The following is a 17,554-nucleotide window of genomic DNA, read 5'->3' on the forward strand; positions in this document are numbered from 1 at the left end:
GGTTACTGGTTGCCCTGGGTCTGCGTCATGATTTCCTGCGCCGAGAAGTTGATGCCGCAAGTCGGAAACGAGTTGCCGACGAAGAAGTTATCGGACTCGTTCGGGAAGTAGTTGACGCCGGCTTTCAGCTTCGAATCGTCCGTGATGTCGAGCGGCAGCTTGATCGCCACCGGAACGGTCTGGCCGTCGAGCGCGGCGAGCGCTGTCTTGATCGCGACGGCCACCTGCGCGGGACCGCTTCCCGCCGACGTGCACTTCAGGCCCTGACTCCCGTACTGCTCGCAGAATTTGCGGAAGCCGTTTTCCGTCTCGCCGCCGAACGGGACGAAAGGATGCTTCGCGTCGAGCATCGCGCGCACGACGCCCGTGTCGCCGCCCTGCGCCGAGATGCCGTCGAAATGGCCCTGCACCGCGATGGCATCGGCGGCGGCCTTCTGCGCGACGCCGTCGTCCCATTTGCCGTAGACCTGGACGATGTTCCACTTCTTGCCTGTCTGGTCCAGCGTCTTCTGGAAGCCGTTGTGCCGGTCCGTGTCGACCGACGTGCCTGCCACGCCGCGAACCTCGAGCACCTTGCCGCCGTTCGGCACGTGTTCCGCGAGCCACTTGGCCCACAGCACGCCGAGCCCATACTGGTCGACGTCGACGTTGATCGCGTCTTCGCTGTCGAGCGTGTTGTCGAACGCGATCAGCACGACGCCGGCCTTCTTCGCGCGACGGATCGCCGGGCCGAACGAGGAGGGATTCTGCGCATCCACGATGATCGCGTCATAGCCCGCATCGATGAAGTTATTGACGGCCGAGATCTGCGCCGGCACGTCCTCGCCCGTCGAGACGACCTTGAATTCCTTCAGCTTGGCGGCGACTGCCGGTTGCGCGGTGTAGGCCTTGGCGGTCTTGATCATCTGGATCCGCCAGGTGTTCGCGATATAGCCGTTCACGAGTGCGATCCGGTAGGGCGCGTTTTTCTTCGGATACTTGATGAACTTGGTGTCGCTCTTCCAGGGGACCATGCATGTGGGATCGCTGGCCGGGCCCGAAACGATCGACGCCTGCGCGAAGGCCGCACTCGCGCCCAGCGCCAGCGCCGCAGTCACCACTACTCGAAGCACCTTGATTCCTGCAAGCATGGCGTCTCCTTTTTGTTGGATAGAACTCACCGGCTGCTGGCGCACATGGCACGTCGTGGATGGGCGGCACGATATGCGGGAAGCACGAAATCTTGCGGACTTGCTATAGCGGAACTGGATCGGACTAGCAGAACAACCTTTGCAAAGGTGCCCGCGCGAGGCGACAGGAAGGGTACGCGCGTGCGCGTTCGCGTCTGACACTACTGGCATACCCACCCACGCGCGATAGTGGTTTACCAGCGTGCCCGATGCTTGCCGCGCGCGGGCTGAAACCCTGGTCGATCATGCTGCGTTGCACAGGAATCGGCATACCAATTGGGCGATGCGCGGTCGATCGTTGTACACCACGCGCGAAGCCGTGGGCGCAATACGCGTGCGATGGCGGGCATGCATCAATGCCGGCGCCTTCGAAGGCGATTGCACGTTCTGGATCGATCGTTCTAAAATGATGCGACACTGGCCACGGCACGGAGACGACCCGCATGATCGAATTCTATTTTCACCCCACGCCGAATCCCGCGAAGATCGCGCTGTTTCTCGAGGAATCCGGACTGCCTTACGAACTGAAGCCCGTGGACACCAGCAAGGGCGAGCAGCATTCGCCCGCGTTCCGCGCAATCAACCCGAATGGCAAGGTGCCCGCTATCGTCGATACTGAAGGGCCGGGCGGCAAGCCGGCTTTCGTGTTCGACTCCACCGCGATTCTGCTTTACCTCGCGGACAAGACCGGCCAGTTTCTCGGTGCGCCGGAAGATCGTCCGCAGCTTCTTTCGTGGCTCATGTTCGTCGCGAGCGGTCTCGGGCCGTTCTCGGGGCAGGCGGTGCATTTCCAGTATGCGGCGCCGGAAGGGCTCGACTACGCAGTGAACCGCTATCGGCGAGAAGCGGACCGTCATTATCAAGTGCTCAATGACTGGCTGAAGGGCCGCGAATTCATCGTCGGCGAAAGCTATACGATCGCGGACATGTCGGCGTGGGGCTGGATCGATCGGGCATCGCGCGTGTTCAAGTCCAGTGAAGATCCGCTTGCGCCGTATCCCGAACTCAAACGCTGGTTCGCGAAGATCGACGCGCGGCCCGCTGTCGAACGCGCGCGCAGCGTGAACAAGAAGCACGCCTTCAAGACGGTGAACGACGACGAAACCAGGCGCGCGCTGTTCCCCTCGAACTACCCGAAGACGGCTTGAGAAGGGAGTCGCATGCCGCGTCCGCGTGAGTTCGACGAGGAGGCCGTGCTCGATGCGGCCATCGCGCAGTTCTGGTCGCATGGTTACGAGGCGACTTCCGTGCGCGATCTCGCCGCGACCATGGGTTTGGCGGCGGCGAGTCTCTACAACACGTTCGGCGACAAGCGCGCGCTCTATGAACGCGCGCTCGAAGCGTACGTGGAGCGCGGCTTTCGCGAGCGGGTGCGGCGTCTCGAACATCACATGCCGCCGCGCGAGGCGATCGCCGCGTTCTTCGACGAGATCATCCGGCTTTCCGCGAGCGATCCGCATCGCAAGGGATGCCTTATCGTGAATTCGGCGATAGAACTCGCACCGCACGACACGCATTTTCATCGCGCCTTGAATGGCGTGCTGAAGGACATGGAAGGGTTCTTCTCGCGTTGCGTGGCAGCCGGTCAGGCGGACGGCTCCATTCCGCCGGAACTGAACACATCCGACACGGCCAAGGCGCTGCTCGCCTCGCTGCTTGGACTGCGCGTGCTCGCGCGCGTCAATCCGAAGCGCGAGCTGCTCGAAGGCGCGGCGAGGCCGGTGCTCGCGCTCATCGGCGCGAAGCCTCGCGCGCGCCGAAAGTCCTGATTAGCAGCGCGACCGTGTCGGCGTGGGGCGCTTTCTCGCAAAGAACACGGCGTGAAAGGTCGGGACCGACACGGAATATCGAAGCGCCTACAGACTGCGCTCCGCTGCGGCAGGCGCATTCGCGTGAACATCGTTCGTGACGCGATACTCGTCGATGGACCGGTCAGGGCGAATCTTGAGGGTCATCAACGCTCCGATCAGCAGGAACAGCAGCGACCCGACGAACGGCAGGCTCCAGTTGCCCGTCGCGTCGATCACGACGCCGAATACCACCGGCGAAATGATCGTCGCGAGTGCCGCGCCGGTGTTGAGCATGCCGCTCGCGGTGCCGGCATGAAGTGGCGCCACGTCCATCGGCACGGCCCATATGGGCCCGACCGTCAATTCGAGCATGAAGAAGGCGCCCGACAAGCAGGTCGTGGCGACCGTGAGGTCACGGCTTAGCATTACCGGAACCATGAACGCGAATGCGCCGAGAAGACTGAACGCGATCACGCCCTGACGCGCCAGCTTGAGACTCCCGGTGCGCTTCAAGACGCGATCGCTGAGCAGGCCGCCGGTAACGTCGCCGACCACGCCGGCGAGGAAGACACCCGACGAGAAGATCGCCGATTCCTTCAGGTTGAGTCCATAGCCGTGCAGAAAGAACAACGGCACCCAACTGAAGAAGAGCGTGTTGCTCCACACCTGGCAGAAGTACACGAAGATCGAAGGCGACATGCGGTTCAGGATGCGCCGCCACGGCGTCGCCGCCTTCGCTTGCGATGCGCCCGCCGCCGGCAGCAGCGCGATCTCCGCTTCGTTGATGCGCGGGTGTTCGCGTGGATCGTCGCGGTAGTACCAGACCCACGCGACGATCCATACCGCCGTCAGGACGCCGACGATCACGAACGACAGCCGCCAGGAATACAGCGTCGCGAGCAGCGCGACGAGCGTCGGCGCGACCGCGTTGCCGAGCCTCGACGACGAATGCGTGATGCCCTGCACGAAGCCGCGGTCCTTCATCTGGAACCAGTTGGCAATGGCTCGGGCCTGCGCGGGCAGCGCCGCGCCTTCGCCGATACCGAGCAGCAACCGCGCCGCGCACAACGACGCGAGCCCGCCGACCATGCCGGTCGCGATAGTCGCGACCACCCAGATGGAGCCGCACACGAACAGGGTACGGCGCGCGCCCATGCGGTCGGCGAGCCAGCCGCCGATGATCTGGAAGATCGCATAGGTGTAGCCGAACGCCGAGAACGCGACCCCGAGCGTGGTGTTCGAAAGCCCGAGTTCGGCCTTGATCGGCCCGGCGGCCGCCGCGAGATTGACGCGGTCGAGATACAGGATGAACGACATCGCGCACAGCAGCGCGAGCACATACTTCTGAACGTGAGTGCGCGGTACGCGCATCGATTGCGGGATCATGTCTCCACCAATGGCAGGGGCCGTTACGGCGCTTCGCGCGCCGCCGGTCTTTTGTTCAAATGGGATGTGCGCCGTTTGCTGCAACAGAGCCGCGCGGTCTGCCGCGCTCGTCAGGCGGTCACGGCGTTCTTCGAGCGCGCCATCCGGCAGGCAAGGTCGAACGCGCGCGCCATCGCCGTGCCGCTCGCCTCTCCGCGCCCGACGATGTCGTATGCCGTGCCGTGCGCGGGTGTCGTCACCGGTATCGGCAGGCCGCCTTCCACGGTCACGCCGACCTCGAAGCCGAGCAGCTTCGTCGCGATCTGCCCCTGGTCGTGATACATGGTGACGATGCCGTCGAGTTCGCCGGCGCGGGCGCGCAGGAAGATCGTGTCGGCGGGAAAGGGACCGGACGACGCAACGCCCCGCGACGCGGCGAGCCGCATGCCGGGCGCGATGATGTCGGTTTCCTCGCTGCCGTAATTGCCGTGATCGCCGTTATGCGGATTGAGCCCGCAGACGCCGATGCGCGGCAAGGCGACGCCCGACGCCCGCAGCGCCGCCGCGAGCATTTCGATGGCGTCGGCCACGCTTTCCGGCGAAAGCCGCGCGGACACTTCCTTGAGCGGAATATGCGAGGTCACGCGCGCGGTCCAGAGCGGATCCAGCACGTTGAGTTCGCCGCACACGCCGCGATGATCAAGCAGTTTCGCGAACCAGCGCATCTCGTCTTCTTCCTGCATGCCGCCCGCGCGCAGTGCGCTTTTGTTGAGCGGGCCGAAGCAGACGGCATCGGCGGGTCCGTCGACGACATGACGCACGGCAAGACGCAGCGAGTCGAGCATGAAGCGTCCGCTCGCCTCGCTGATGACGCCGGGCGGGAACACGGCGTCGCTGCCGGACCAGTGCGGAATGTCGAGCCAGTCGTCGGGCTGCGGGACCGGCACGCCGGCGGACGCGGCGCCGCGCGAAAGCGCATCCCGGTTTCCGATGAGCGTGACGCGCGCCATGCGTCGCGTGGCCGGATCGGCCAGCAAGCGCGCGATGATTTCGGGACCGATGCCCGCGGGGTCGCCGATACTGAGCGCGATGTGAACGGGTGGTGATGCCATGACACTCCTGCGTTTGACGGGGAGAAGGCTTCGCCTCGTGCGGGCGGAATGTCCTTAAATTAAGGTCAAACTCCGGCGCACGCCATCGCTCATTGGCTTACGCAGGTTTCGCGTTTTGCGAAACCGGCTGGGCGAGCAGTTCCAGCACGGCGAGCGTGGACGACGAAAGCGCATCGGCGGAAAGATGGCACAGCAGCATCTGGCGCACCGCCCACGTGCCTTCTATCGGCAGGATGCGAAAGCGCGCCGCCGTCGCGAGCACGCGCGCCACGCCGAGCGGCATCACGCCGATGCCCACGCCGGCCGCGACCATCGCCGTCATGCTGTCGAAGCTGCCGACGCGGATGCGCATGTGCAGCGTGCGGTCCATCTGGACGGCGAGCCGGCTCAGCGCGATGGAGATGGCGGAGCCTTCGGTGAGACCGATCACGTCGCAGTCGAGGAGCGCTTCGGCGCGCACTTGCGTGTTCGCGGCGAGCGGATGATCCTCAGTCGTCAACACGACGATGCGGTCCTCGCGATACAGCCGCGTGGGCAGATCGAGCCGTCCGAGCGACGCCTCGTAGATGCCGATATCGACCGTGCCGCGCGTGAGCGCCTGCATCACGCCGTGACTGTTGGCCTCTTGCAGGTCGATGTCGATGCCCGGATACGCCGCGTGGCAGCGCCGCACGTCCTCGGCGAGAAACTGCAGCACCGCCGACGTACACGCCGCAATCTTGACGACGCCGCGCGCGCCTTGCCGGAACGCGGCGGCATCGTCATGCATGCGGGCGGCGGAGTGGATCATGCTGCGGGCGTGGGCGAGGAGCGCGCGGCCCGCGTCGGTCAGCGCCATGCCGTGCGGACGGCGCTCGAACAGAGCGATGCCGAATTGCGCTTCCATCTCGCTGATGCGGCGCGAAGCCGCCGCAGGCGCCAGCGAGAGCCGCTCCGCCGCCTTCGTGATCGCGCCGAGTTCCGCGGTCGCCTCGAAGAGACGCAGCGTCGTGAGATCGAACTGGAGGCGGTCGGGGCGGCGGATCAAGGCAAGGGAACGGAGGAAGGGTGGGTGTCGATTCTAGCGCGCAGCGTGTCTTCGGCCTAACGTCATGGTTCACGCTTCGTGCGCGATCGCTTCACCGTTGCGCAGGATTCACGTGCATCCGGTATCGGCACGGAAGCGATTCCGGCTTCGTTGCAGTCGAGACGAAGCTGACATCGGACTGGCGCACGGAACGCTACGTTGCCGGCGATACGCCCGCGCTCGCAACCGTACGTCGCATCGATGGCCGCGCTGACCCAAGCACGCGGCCACCGCTTCCCCTTTACTTCGTGCCCACGGTCTGCAACGGCACCCACTTCCCGTTCGCGACCTTATACACCGTCACGCCGCCGTATTTCAGGTCGCCGTAATTGTCGTACGACAACTCGCTCGTGGTCACGCCCTTCATGTTCGTGCTCTTGAGCGCGGTGAGGAACACGCGCGGATCGGTGGAATCCGCTTTCTTCATCGCGTTGAAAACGGCCATCGTGCCGTCGTACGCATAAGGCGCGTACAGTTCGACCGGCTTGCTGAAGTGCGCCTTGTAGTGCTCCGCGAATGCACTGCCGCCCGGCATCTGCGCGAGCGGACTTCCCTCCGATGCCGCCAGCGTGCCTTCAGCCGCGCCGCCCGCGATCTTGATCAGATTCTCGGATTGCAGCATGTCCGGGCCGATCAGCACCGCCTTGATCGCCAGCGAGCGCATTTGCTTGAGCATCGGGGCGGCTTGCGTATCGGCGCCGCCGTAGAAGACCGCATCGACATCGGCGGACTTGATCTTCGTGAGAATCGCGCGGAAATCGACCGCCTTGTCCGTCGTGTATTCCTGATCGACGATGGTCGCGCCCGCCGCCTTCGCCGCCTTCGCGAACTCTTCGGCGACGCCTTGTCCGTACGCGGTGCGGTCATCGACGATGGCGAGCCGCTTGAACTTGAGGCCCTTCGCGACATACTCGCCGAGCACGCTGCCCAGTTGCGTGTCCGATGTCAGCAGGCGGAACGTCGTCGGCAAACCGAGCCGCGTGTAGGAAGGCGCGGTCGCCATCGCGACTTCGGGGATGCCCGCCTTCGCGTAGATCGGCGCGGCGGGAATGCTCGTGCCCGAGTTGTAATGGCCGATGACGGCGACCACGCCGTCATCCACGAGCTTTTGCGCGACCGTCGTGCCGGTGCGCGGATCGGCCTGATCGTCCTGTGCGTTGAGCACGAACTGCACGGGCTGCCCGCCGATGACCGGCTTCGTCGCATTCATGTCTGCAATCGCAAGCTCGACGCCGCTTCGAAAATCCGCGCCATAGTGCGCTTGGCCGCCGGTGAGCGGCGCCGCAAAGCCGATCTGGACATTCTGCGGCGATGCCGATGCAGCGAGCGCGTACGATGCACTGGCAAAGGTCGAGCACGCAACCAGCGCGGCCGAAACGTACGAAGTGGCGACTTTCATTTCTCAGGCATCCTCTTTGGTTTAATCGTGTGTCGTAGTGGTGAAACTCGAACCGGTGTAGCCGTTTTTCAGTTTTATCGGCACGTCTTCGGGCACGTGGCGCACAAATATACGAAGCCGGGCATTGCCGCGTCTTGCGGAAAATAAACAGCGGCGATGCAGAAATCCGCATAGTCGCGCGGCGCTCACGGCCGGCGACGGTATGCGTCTTTGACTAGTCGGGTTTTTACCGGTGACGTTATTCGTCGCGCAGAAAGCGGGCTTTCTCAAGCGACGCTATGCCGATTTCATCATTCGCGCTGGCGCGTTCGGCCAAGACGCTGGCAGTGCGGCCGCTTACCATTGCCCCATGAAAACACTCACACACATCGAAGTCGTCGACTCGCATACCGGCGGTGAGCCGACTCGACTCGTCATCGCGGGCGGCCCCGATCTCGGTCGCGGTCCGCTCTCCGAGCGCGTCGAAATCTTTCGCCGCGACTACGATCGCGTGCGCGCGGGCATCGTCAACGAGCCGCGCGGCTCGGACGTGATGGTCGGCGCGCTGTTGTGCGAACCGCACGATCCATCGTGCTCGGCGGGCGTGATCTTCTTCAATAACGTCGGCTTTCTCGGCATGTGCGGTCACGGCACGATCGGACTCGTCGTGTCGCTCGCGCATCTCGGGCGCATGCAGCCCGGCGTGCATCGGATAGAAACGCCTGTCGGTATCGTGGAAGCCGAACTGCACGGCGATCTCAGCGTGACCGTGCACAACGTTCCCGCGTATCGTTACCGTACGCAAGTGCCGCTCGACGTGCCGAATCTCGGGCGCGTGCACGGCGATATCGCGTGGGGCGGCAACTGGTTCTTTCTCGTGTCCGATCACGGTCAGGCGCTGGAATTCGCGCGCGTCGAATCGCTGACCGCGACCGCCTGGGCGATCCGCGAAGCGCTCGAAGCGAACGGCATCACGGGCGAGGGCGGCGCGCTCATCGACCATATCGAACTGTTCGCCGATTCGACCACGCCCAATGTCGATAGCCGCAACTTCGTGCTGTGCCCCGGCAAGGCGTACGACCGCTCGCCGTGCGGAACGGGCACGAGCGCGAAAGTCGCCTGCCTCGCCGCCGATGGCCTGCTCGCGCCAGGCGCGCTCTGGCGGCAGGAAAGCATCGTCGGCAGCGTGTTCGAGGCGCGTTATGAAAGCATCGGCGATCGCGCGGCGGGACGCGTGCGGCCGAGCATTCGCGGAACCGCGCACGTGAATGCCGAAGCGAAGCTCGTCTTCTCGAACGACGATCCCTTCGCGTGGGGCATCCGCACGTGAAAGCGAGTGCCGCCTCGGGACGCGCTCGCCCCGATGTGATCGTGATCGGCGCGGGCATCGTCGGCGCGGCGTGCGCGCGTGAACTCGCGCGTAACGGAATGGATGTGCTCTTGCTCGATCGCGCGGGAATCGGCGGGGGCGTGACGGCGGCGGGCATGGGCCACGTCGTCGTGATGGACGATACGCCCGCTGAATTCGCGCTGTCGTCGTGGTCGCGTCAGTTATGGCTCGATCTCGCGCCGCGTCTCGACAAGCGTCAGGACTTCGTGCGTTGCGGCACGCTTTGGGTCGCCGCCGACGACGAAGAGTTCGATCTCGCGCGTGAGCGTCGCGATTCGCTCGTGCGTCAGGGCATTGCGTGCGAGATGCTCGATGCGCAGCAGTTGCGCGAAGCCGAGCCCGAGCTTCGCGACGGCTTTCGCGGCGGCATGATCGTGCCCGACGACGCCGTCGTCTACGCGCCGTCCGCCGCCGCGTGGCTCATCGCGGACGCGTCGTCTGAGCAGTCGAGCGGAGGCCGCGTGACGTGCCGGCTCGGCGCATCGGTGGCGCGATTGACGCGCGAAGGCGTCGTGCTCGACAACGGCGAAGTGATCGCGGCGGGCGCGGTGCTCATCGCGAACGGCCTGCAGGCCATCGACCTGATGCCCGGATTGCCGATGCAGGCGAAGAAGGGGCATCTGCTCATCACGGATCGCTATCCGGGCACCATCCGGCATCAGATCCTCGAACTCGGCTATATCAAGAGCGCGCATCACGCGAGCGGCACGTCGGTCGCGTTCAACGTGCAGCCGCGTCCGACCGGGCAATTGTTGATCGGCTCGTCACGCCAGTTCGACAACGTCGATCCCGCGATCGAACCCGACATCATGGCGCGCATGCTTCGGCGCGCGAGCCAGTATCTTCCCGGGCTTCCCGGCCTCAACGCGATCCGCGCGTGGACCGGCTTCCGGCCCGCGACGGTGGACGGCCTGCCGCTCATCGGCCCGGCGGCGCATTTTGTTGACGACGATGCGGCCCGCGTTCCGGCATGGATCGCGACGGGGCACGAAGGCCTCGGCGTGACGACGGCGCTTGCCACCGCGAAGCTCATCGCCGCGCAAATGACGGGCGCGTCGTCCCGGTTGCCGATCGACGCGACGCCGTATCTGCCGTCGCGATTCCAGACGAGCGGCGTGATCGATGGCGTCAGCAAAGGAACCGCGCATGTCTGAGCAATCGTTGACGGTTCATATCGACGGACGCGCCTTGAGCGTGGCAAGCGGCAGTTCGGTGCTGGCGGCAGTGGCGCTCGCCGCGGGCGGCGCGGATGTCGTCACGCGGCGCTCGGTCAGCGGTGCGGTCCGTGGCCCGTTATGCGGCATGGGAATATGCCAGGAATGCAGAGTCACGATCGACGGCGTGCAGCATCGGCTCGCCTGCCAGACGTTGTGTGCACAGGGCATGTCGGTCGAGACGGGAAGAGCGATGAAATGAAGTTCGATATCCTGATTATCGGCGCGGGTCCGGCGGGTCTGCACGCGGCGCGCGTCGCGGCGGAAGCGGGCGCAAAGGTCGGCGTGATCGACGATAACGCGCTGCCCGGCGGTCAAATCTGGCGGCAAGGCCCGCGACATGCGCCGAAAGGCGAAGCGCGCGCGGCCATCGACGCGCTTTCCCGATACGACAACATCACGCGTCTGTCCGGCACCCGCGTGGTGCAATCCCTGGACGACAAGAAGCTGCTCGTCGAAGATGCCGCGCGCGGTTATCAAGTCGGCTATGAAAAGCTGATCGTGGCGACAGGCGCGCGCGAGCGCTTTCTGCCGTATCCCGGCTGGACATTGCCGGGCGTGACAGGCGCGGGCGGCTTGCAGGCGCTCATCAAGGGCGGCATGCCCGTTGCGGGGCAGCGTATCGTGATTGCGGGCACCGGGCCGCTGCTTTGGGCTGCGGCGATCACGGCGCGCGAACAGGGCGCGCATGTGGCGGCTATCGTCGAGCAGGCATCGGCAAGCAAGGTTCGGCACTTCGCTGCCGGTCTCCTGAAGACGCCCGCGAAGCTCGTTCAGGCGGCGCGCATGCGCTTCGATCTGCGCGCGACGCCGTACTATCGCGGCGCTTACGTCGCGGAAGCGCATGGCGAGACGCAGCTTACGCACGTGCGCGTGCGTCATGGCGAAAGCGACATGCGTATCGACTGCGATCGCCTCGCTTGTGCGTACGGACTGGTGCCGAACGCGCAAATCGGCATCGCGCTCGGCTGTGAGCGTGTCGAGACGCCGTCTGAAACCGCGTTGCGTGTGGATGAATGGCAGGCCACTTCCGTGCCCGATGTCTATGCGGCGGGTGAATGCACGGGCGTGGGCGGCATGGAGCTTTCCGCGCTCGAAGGGCGCATTGCCGCGCACGCGGCGATGGGCGATCGCGAACATGCGCGGGCGCTTTTTGCGTCGCGCGAAACGTATCGGCAATTCGCGCGGCGCCTGCACGAAGCGTTCGCCTTGAACGCGGCACTTCGCACGCTGGCCACGCCCGACACCATCTTGTGCCGATGCGAAGACGTCGCTTTCGGCGATGCGTCGAAGTATCGCTCGTGGCGCGACGCGAAGCTGCACACGCGCTGCGGCATGGGACCATGCCAGGGAAAAGTTTGCGGCGAAGCGGCTGCCTTCTGTTTCGGCTGGAACACGGGCGCGCAACGTCCGCCGTTCGCGCCTGCGCGCATCGCAACGCTGCTCGAAACCGACGCGCAATGATCGACATCGTCTTGCCTGCTGCCACGGCAACGCAATCCATGCAGCACATGGTGGCGCATTTCTCGTTGCTCGAGCCGCTTTTCGATGCCATGCCCGACGTGGTCTTCTTCGTCAAGGACGATCAGGCGCGATATGTGATCGTGAATACCGCGCTTGCCAGGCGTTGCGGCATGAAAGAGAAAGCGACGCTGCTTGGAAAGACCGCCGAGGAAGTCTTTCCCGCGCGCTTCGGGCAGGCTTATACGGCTCAGGACAGAAGCATCGTCCATACGCGAACGCGCTTTACCGATCAGTTGGAGCTTCATCTGTATCCGGGACGTGAACCCGGATGGTGCCTCACGTCGAAGTTGCCGTTGCAGGACGCGCAAGGACGCGTGCTCGGCGTCGCGGGCGTTTCGCGTGATCTGCGTGCGGCCGAGGGCACTCATCCTGCGTATCATCGCCTCGCGGTGGCGGCCAGGAATATCCACGACAACTACGCGCAGCCGATCAGGCTTGCGGATATCGCATCGCTCATCGACATGTCGGTGGCGCAAATGGAGCGCTATTTCGACAAGATCTTTCATCTCACGCCGCGTCAGATGCTGCTCAAGACACGGCTCGATGCCGCATCCAGATTGCTCGCGAGCGATCTCAGCATTACCGGCATCGCCGCGCGATGCGGATACAACGACCACAGCGCATTCACGCGGCAATTCAAGGCGACGGTCGGCCTCACGCCTAGCGAATATCGCACGCTCATACGCGCCGACAAAGCGCGATAGTTCAACGGAACACGTCGCGCCGCTGTGCCGATTTCGTCACGCGACACCGCGAATCGACGCAAGCCGGAACGCTTCTGGCTTGTGATACTGCAAGGCATCGCCAGAGGGATCGGCGAGTTCATTTCACGGATCAAAGTCACCGAACGTCGAGGGCAACAACATGGGCAACAACATCTTCACAGGCACCATTCCGGCGCTAATGACGCCGTGCACAGCGCAACGCACGCCGGACTTCGACGCGCTCGTCGCCAAGGGGCGCGAACTGGTCGGCCTCGGCATGAACGCAGTGGTGTACTGCGGATCGATGGGTGACTGGCCCCTTTTGAGCGAAGCGCAGCGTCAGGAAGGCGTGGCGCGGCTGGTCGATGCCGGCGTGCCGACTATCGTCGGCACGGGCGCGGTGAATTCGAAGGAAGCCGTATCGCATGCGGCGCACGCGGCAAAGGTCGGCGCAAGCGGCCTGATGGTCATTCCGCGCGTGCTGTCGCGCGGTGCTTCGCCTGCCGCGCAAAAGGCCCATTTCTCCGCGATTCTCGAAGCGGCGCCCGCATTGCCCGCGGTCATCTACAACAGTCCTTACTACGGCTTTGCCACGCGCGCAGACCTGTTCTTCGAACTGCGTGCGAAGTACCCGAACCTGATCGGCTTCAAGGAGTTCGGCGGTGCTGCCGATTTGCGCTATGCAGCCGAGCACATCACCAGTCAGGATGACAGCGTCACGTTGATGGTGGGCGTCGACACTGCGGTCTTCCACGGCTTCGTCAACTGCGGCGCGCGAGGCGCGATCACCGGTATCGGCAATGCGTTGCCGCGCGAAGTCTTGCATCTGGTCGATCTGTGCCGCAAGGCCAGCGACGGCGACGTGACGGCGCGTCGTCAGGCGCGTGAACTCGAAGCGGCGCTCGCGGTGCTGTCATCGTTCGACGAAGGCACGGATCTCGTGCTGTACTACAAGTATCTGATGGTGCTCAACGGCGACAAGGAATACACGCTTCACTTTAATGAAACGGATGCACTCAGCGAAGCGCAGCGTCGCTATGCGCAAACGCAATTCGAACTGTTCCGGAAGTGGTATGCGGGATGGTCGAAGGAAGCCAGTGCGTGAGGCACCCGTTTGACGAAGCGCGGTGGCTGCCTGGCCAGCCACCGCGCTTATGAACGATTCGAAGTCTCACAAGCGCGCGAGACAGCGACGAACAAGACCGTGAGTGTCGCCGCGCTCAGCACGCCACCTTCGGCGACACCGCTCCGCATGCGCGAATCACGAGGCGCACCACTTCCTCCGTTTCCTCATCGAACGCCGTCTTGTTGAGCGCGCGCGTGCCTTTGAGCGCGCGTATCTGCACATCGAAGTCCGCGTAATGCTGCGTGATCGCCCAGATCAGGAACATGAAGGTCTTCGGATCGACAGGCGCGAGCAGCCCGCGATCGATCCACGCACGAATGACGGCCACGCGCGTATCGAGCCAGGGCTTCACGCGCGCATCGAGTATGTCGCGCATGTGCTCCGCTCCGTGGATCATCTCGCTTGCCCAGACCTTCGAGCCGAGCGGCCGCCGCCGCGACAGCTCCATCTTCGCGCGCACGTATCCGCCGATGGCGATCACCGGATCGTCGCTGCATTCGAACGTATCCGCCGCCCGATGCCAGTCTTCGAAGAGATCTTCGAGCACGCGCCGGTACAGCGAGAGTTTCGTCGGAAAGTAGTAGTGCAGGTTGGCTTTCGGCAGGCCCGCGCGCTCCGCGATCATGGCCGTGCTCGCGCCTTCCAGCCCTTTCTCCGCGAACACGGCTTCGGCGCATTCGAGCAGACGCGCCTCGTTCGATTCGCGGATATGCGCCTTGCGCCGCTTGGGCCGCAAAGAGGGAGCCGCGGCCTCTTCTTCATGCGTCGTCGTTGTAGTCGTCATGGCGCGTCCGGGTGGTCGTGCATCCATTGTATTGACTGTCAGCCAGCGCGCGATGGCATGGTTCTCGCTCTCGCGGCCGGCCGCACACGCTTTTTAGAAAGACGTTGATTTGCTTATTTTAATCGGCTACAACCTGTCCATCCGGACAAGATTTGCATCCGGTTCGTCAGAACAAAAACGCATCAGTCAGTCCCCTCAAACGAAGTCGACGCTCCGGAGCAACGCGAATGAACGCTGTCACAGATGCAGTGGGAATCGCAGGTTTCGATACATCGATCAGAATCAACGGCCCCCGTCTGTGGGACAGCCTCATGACGATGGCGAAGATCGGCGCCACACAAAAGGGCGGCGTCTGCCGTCTCGCGCTGACGGACCTCGACCGCGAAGGGCGCGATCTCGTCGTCAGTTGGGCGAAGGAAGCGGGATGCACCGTCAGCGTGGATCAGATGGGCAATGTCTTCATGCGGCGCGCCGGGCGCAATCTGGACGCGGCTCCCGTCATGACCGGCTCCCACGCGGATTCGCAGCCGACCGGCGGACGCTTCGACGGCATCTACGGCGTGCTAGGCGGGCTGGAAGTGATCCGCACGCTGAACGATCATCGCATCGAGACCGAGCATCCTGTCGAACTCGTGATCTGGACCAACGAGGAAGGCTCGCGCTTCGCGCCGGCGATGGTCGCATCCGGCGTGTTCGCGGGCGTGTTCCCGCTCGAATACGGACTGTCGCGCGCGGACGTCGATGGCAAGACCATCGGCGAGGAACTGAAGCGCATCGGTTATGCGGGCGACGTGCCGTGCGGCGGGCGCAAGGTGCATGCGGCGTTCGAACTGCATATCGAACAGGGGCCGATTCTCGAAGCGGAGAACAAGACGATCGGCGTGGTCACCGATGCACAAGGCCAGCGCTGGTACGAGATCACGCTGACCGGACAGGAAGCGCATGCGGGCCCCACGCCGATGCCGCGCCGAAAGGACGCGCTCCTGGGTGCATCGCGCGTGGTGGATCTGGTGAACCGCATCGGCCTCGACCACGCGCCGCTCGCTTGTGCGACGGTCGGCATGATGCAGGTCCATCCGAACTCACGCAACGTGATTCCGGGGCGCGTGTTCTTCACCGTCGATTTCCGCCATCCCGACAATGCCGTGCTCGCGCGCATGGATGCAGCGCTGCGTGAAGGCGTCGCGCGCATCGCGGACGAAATTGGCTTGCTCACCGCGCTCGAACAGATCTTCTACTACGAGCCCGTCAAATTCGATGCCGACTGCGTCGCGTCCGTGGGCGCGGCGGCGAAGCGTCTCGGCTATTCGCACCGCGACATGGTGTCGGGCGCGGGCCACGACGCGTGTTATCTCGCGCAGGTCGCGCCGACGGCGATGGTCTTCGTGCCTTGCGTCGACGGCATCAGCCATAACGAGATCGAAGACGCGACGCCCGAATGGATCGAGGCGGGCGCGAACGTGCTTCTGCACGCCATGCTGGAGCGCGCTTCGTAGTTCGCGGCGGCTTTCGTTTGTTTGTCCGGAGAATGCGGTCGCGGGACCGCACGGGCCGGGTCACGTCCTCACATTGACGAGGGAACGCGCATGACCATCAAGACAACGGGCGATATCGCGCCGCAACGTCTCTCGCAGGACGCGCTCGCGTGCCAGTTCGCGGACGTCGCGCCGCTGCTCGACGCGACCGCGGCCGCGGCTGCATCGAGCCGATGCCATTATTGCCATGACGCGCCTTGCGTGCAGGCGTGCCCGACGCATATCGACATACCCAGCTTCATCCGCAAGATCGGCAACGGCAATCTGAAGGGCGCGGCGGTGGATATTCTTTCGGCCAATCCGCTCGGCGGCATGTGCGCACGCGTGTGCCCGACCGAAATCCTGTGCGAAGGCGCCTGTGTGAGAAATCATCAGGATGACGAAGCGGTTGCAATCGGCGCGCTGCAACGTCATGCGACCGACTGGGCGATGGCGCGCGGCGAGCCGTTGTTCCGGCGTGCGCCCGAGACCGGGCGAAGCATCGCGATCGTCGGCGCGGGACCGGCTGGGCTCGCCTGTGCGTATCGGCTCGCGCTGGCGGGGCATCGCGCGATCGTCTTCGATGCGCGGGACAAACCGGGCGGACTCAATGAATACGGCATCGCGGCTTACAAGACGGTCGACGACTTCGCGCAGCGCGAGATCGAGTGGCTTCATGGAATCGGCGGCATCGAGTTCAGGAACGGCATCGCGCTCGGCCGTGACGTCACGCTCGACGAACTGCGTCAGCAACACGATGCCGTGTTCATCGCGTTCGGACTCGCGGGCACGCGTGAACTCGCGCTCGAAGGGGAAGCGCTGCATGGCGTGATGAACGCGGTCGATTTCATCGAACAAGTGCGCCAGGCCGACGACCTCGCGAGCGTGCCGGTGGGCCGGCGCGTGGTCGTGATCGGCGGCGGCAACACCGCCGTGGATGCCGCCGTGCAGAGCCGCAAGCTCGGCGCGCAGTCGGTGACGATGGCATACCGGCGCGGCATCGAGCACATGAGCGCGACGTGGGCCGAACGCGAGTTCGCGCAGACAAGCGGCGTGACGCTCGTCACGCACGCGAGTCCGAAGCGCTTGCTAGGCGATGCGGGACTTGTCACGGGCGTCGAGTTCGAGGGCCTAAGCGGGCGTTTCGTCATCGATGCCGACATGGTCTTGAAAGCGATCGGACAAACGCTGGTCCCGGTCGGCATGTCGCGGGAGTTGTTGACGCTCGACGGAGGGCGCGTCGTCATCGACGAGAACTGTCAGACGACGCTCGCCAAGGTCTGGGCCGGCGGCGACTGCTCCACGCACGAAGGACTCGATCTCACGGTGCAAGCCGTGCAGGACGGGAAGATCGCGGCGGCATCCATCGATGCGTCGTTCGCGCTTACCGCCATCAAAGCCGCCTGACGGGGACACAA

16 protein-coding genes are annotated in these 17,554 nt (G+C 64.6%); 10 read left to right on the forward strand and 6 right to left on the reverse strand.

Translation table 11 applies throughout. The annotated features are described in order from the left end of the window. Positions 1-2: 2 nt before the first annotated feature. Positions 3-1,130 (reverse strand): sugar ABC transporter substrate-binding protein, encoded by a 1,128-nt coding sequence (locus NCR39_RS28860; protein WP_250456205.1) that lies wholly within the window; start codon positions 1,128-1,130, stop codon positions 3-5. A 482-nt stretch (positions 1,131-1,612) separates the two neighbouring features. On the opposite strand from NCR39_RS28860, the gene NCR39_RS28865 reads away from it, so the two are divergent. Both NCR39_RS28865 and NCR39_RS28870 read left to right on the forward strand, forming a co-directional pair. Next, positions 1,613-2,317, forward strand: a complete 705-nt coding sequence (locus tag NCR39_RS28865; RefSeq protein ID WP_250456206.1) for a glutathione S-transferase family protein — start codon at positions 1,613-1,615, stop codon at positions 2,315-2,317. 12 nt (positions 2,318-2,329) lie between these two features. Then, the gene (locus NCR39_RS28870; protein WP_250456207.1) at positions 2,330-2,938 is read left to right on the forward strand and encodes a TetR/AcrR family transcriptional regulator; all 609 of its coding nucleotides are present in this window, start codon (positions 2,330-2,332) and stop codon (positions 2,936-2,938) included. Between the two features lie 87 nt (positions 2,939-3,025). On the opposite strand, the gene NCR39_RS28875 is transcribed toward NCR39_RS28870, so the two are convergent. The 4 genes from NCR39_RS28875 to NCR39_RS28890 all read right to left on the reverse strand — a co-directional run bounded on the left by NCR39_RS28875 (position 3,026) and on the right by NCR39_RS28890 (position 7,901). Beyond that, positions 3,026-4,345: an MFS transporter gene (locus NCR39_RS28875; RefSeq protein ID WP_250456208.1), complete on the reverse strand. Its 1,320-nt coding sequence runs from the start codon at positions 4,343-4,345 to the stop codon at positions 3,026-3,028. A gap of 110 nt (positions 4,346-4,455) precedes the next feature. After that, positions 4,456-5,436 carry a 4-hydroxythreonine-4-phosphate dehydrogenase PdxA gene (locus NCR39_RS28880; RefSeq protein ID WP_250456209.1) on the reverse strand — a complete coding sequence of 327 codons (981 nt, stop codon included), beginning with the start codon at positions 5,434-5,436 and terminating at the stop codon, positions 4,456-4,458. Positions 5,437-5,533: 97 nt separating this feature from the next. Further along, on the reverse strand, positions 5,534-6,463 hold the full coding sequence (locus NCR39_RS28885; RefSeq protein ID WP_250456210.1) for a LysR family transcriptional regulator: 930 nt from the start codon (positions 6,461-6,463) through the stop codon (positions 5,534-5,536). A 280-nt stretch (positions 6,464-6,743) separates the two neighbouring features. Next, positions 6,744-7,901 carry a branched-chain amino acid ABC transporter substrate-binding protein gene (locus tag NCR39_RS28890; RefSeq protein WP_040049858.1) on the reverse strand — a complete coding sequence of 386 codons (1,158 nt, stop codon included), beginning with the start codon at positions 7,899-7,901 and terminating at the stop codon, positions 6,744-6,746. Positions 7,902-8,250: 349 nt separating this feature from the next. On the opposite strand from NCR39_RS28890, the gene NCR39_RS28895 reads away from it, so the two are divergent. The 6 genes from NCR39_RS28895 (at position 8,251) to NCR39_RS28920 (ending at position 13,817) form a co-directional block, all read left to right on the forward strand. Then, entirely contained in the window at positions 8,251-9,210 is a 960-nt protein-coding gene (locus tag NCR39_RS28895) for a 4-hydroxyproline epimerase (protein WP_284507397.1), read from the forward strand. After that, on the forward strand, positions 9,207-10,424 hold the full coding sequence (locus tag NCR39_RS28900; RefSeq protein ID WP_250456211.1) for an NAD(P)/FAD-dependent oxidoreductase: 1,218 nt from the start codon (positions 9,207-9,209) through the stop codon (positions 10,422-10,424). The genes NCR39_RS28895 and NCR39_RS28900 overlap by 4 nt, the downstream gene beginning before the upstream one ends. Then, the gene (locus NCR39_RS28905; protein WP_502800292.1) at positions 10,417-10,686 is read left to right on the forward strand and encodes a 2Fe-2S iron-sulfur cluster-binding protein; all 270 of its coding nucleotides are present in this window, start codon (positions 10,417-10,419) and stop codon (positions 10,684-10,686) included. The genes NCR39_RS28900 and NCR39_RS28905 overlap by 8 nt, the downstream gene beginning before the upstream one ends. Further along, positions 10,683-11,948: an NAD(P)/FAD-dependent oxidoreductase gene (locus NCR39_RS28910; protein ID WP_250456212.1), complete on the forward strand. Its 1,266-nt coding sequence runs from the start codon at positions 10,683-10,685 to the stop codon at positions 11,946-11,948. Before NCR39_RS28905 ends, NCR39_RS28910 begins: the two co-directional genes overlap by 4 nt. Continuing rightward, entirely contained in the window at positions 11,945-12,712 is a 768-nt protein-coding gene (locus NCR39_RS28915) for an AraC family transcriptional regulator (RefSeq protein ID WP_250456213.1), read from the forward strand. The genes NCR39_RS28910 and NCR39_RS28915 overlap by 4 nt, the downstream gene beginning before the upstream one ends. A gap of 160 nt (positions 12,713-12,872) precedes the next feature. Further along, positions 12,873-13,817 carry a dihydrodipicolinate synthase family protein gene (locus NCR39_RS28920; RefSeq protein WP_250456214.1) on the forward strand — a complete coding sequence of 315 codons (945 nt, stop codon included), beginning with the start codon at positions 12,873-12,875 and terminating at the stop codon, positions 13,815-13,817. A gap of 115 nt (positions 13,818-13,932) precedes the next feature. Here NCR39_RS28920 and NCR39_RS28925 read toward each other — a convergent pair whose 3' ends face one another. Beyond that, positions 13,933-14,622 (reverse strand): TetR/AcrR family transcriptional regulator, encoded by a 690-nt coding sequence (locus tag NCR39_RS28925; RefSeq protein ID WP_250456215.1) that lies wholly within the window; start codon positions 14,620-14,622, stop codon positions 13,933-13,935. Positions 14,623-14,849: 227 nt separating this feature from the next. On the opposite strand from NCR39_RS28925, the gene NCR39_RS28930 reads away from it, so the two are divergent. Together NCR39_RS28930 and NCR39_RS28935 are read left to right on the forward strand one after the other, a co-directional pair. Then, a complete protein-coding gene (locus NCR39_RS28930; protein ID WP_250456216.1) occupies positions 14,850-16,118 on the forward strand; it encodes a Zn-dependent hydrolase in 1,269 nt (422 codons plus the stop codon). Positions 16,119-16,208: 90 nt separating this feature from the next. Further along, entirely contained in the window at positions 16,209-17,543 is a 1,335-nt protein-coding gene (locus NCR39_RS28935; RefSeq protein ID WP_250456217.1) for an NAD(P)-dependent oxidoreductase, read from the forward strand. Positions 17,544-17,554: the final 11 nt, after the last annotated feature.

The organism is Caballeronia sp. ATUFL_M2_KS44, assembly GCF_023630965.1.
Taxonomy (GTDB): domain Bacteria; phylum Pseudomonadota; class Gammaproteobacteria; order Burkholderiales; family Burkholderiaceae; genus Caballeronia; species Caballeronia concitans.

Bases quoted from the DNA above. Each gene is read 5' to 3' on its own strand.
- NCR39_RS28930 (WP_250456216.1), top strand. From the start codon at position 14,850: ATGAACGCTGTCACAGATGCAGTGGGAATCGCAGGTTTCGATACATCG.
- NCR39_RS28875 (WP_250456208.1), bottom strand. From the start codon at position 4,345: ATGATCCCGCAATCGATGCGCGTACCGCGCACTCACGTTCAGAAGTAT.
- NCR39_RS28895 (WP_284507397.1), top strand. From the start codon at position 8,251: ATGAAAACACTCACACACATCGAAGTCGTCGACTCGCATACCGGCGGT.
- NCR39_RS28905 (WP_502800292.1), top strand. From the start codon at position 10,417: ATGTCTGAGCAATCGTTGACGGTTCATATCGACGGACGCGCCTTGAGC.
- NCR39_RS28925 (WP_250456215.1), bottom strand. From the start codon at position 14,622: ATGACGACTACAACGACGACGCATGAAGAAGAGGCCGCGGCTCCCTCT.
- NCR39_RS28935 (WP_250456217.1), top strand. From the start codon at position 16,209: ATGACCATCAAGACAACGGGCGATATCGCGCCGCAACGTCTCTCGCAG.
- NCR39_RS28915 (WP_250456213.1), top strand. From the start codon at position 11,945: ATGATCGACATCGTCTTGCCTGCTGCCACGGCAACGCAATCCATGCAG.
- NCR39_RS28910 (WP_250456212.1), top strand. From the start codon at position 10,683: ATGAAGTTCGATATCCTGATTATCGGCGCGGGTCCGGCGGGTCTGCAC.
- NCR39_RS28880 (WP_250456209.1), bottom strand. From the start codon at position 5,436: ATGGCATCACCACCCGTTCACATCGCGCTCAGTATCGGCGACCCCGCG.
- NCR39_RS28860 (WP_250456205.1), bottom strand. From the start codon at position 1,130: ATGCTTGCAGGAATCAAGGTGCTTCGAGTAGTGGTGACTGCGGCGCTG.
- NCR39_RS28890 (WP_040049858.1), bottom strand. From the start codon at position 7,901: ATGAAAGTCGCCACTTCGTACGTTTCGGCCGCGCTGGTTGCGTGCTCG.
- NCR39_RS28920 (WP_250456214.1), top strand. From the start codon at position 12,873: ATGGGCAACAACATCTTCACAGGCACCATTCCGGCGCTAATGACGCCG.
- NCR39_RS28865 (WP_250456206.1), top strand. From the start codon at position 1,613: ATGATCGAATTCTATTTTCACCCCACGCCGAATCCCGCGAAGATCGCG.
- NCR39_RS28870 (WP_250456207.1), top strand. From the start codon at position 2,330: ATGCCGCGTCCGCGTGAGTTCGACGAGGAGGCCGTGCTCGATGCGGCC.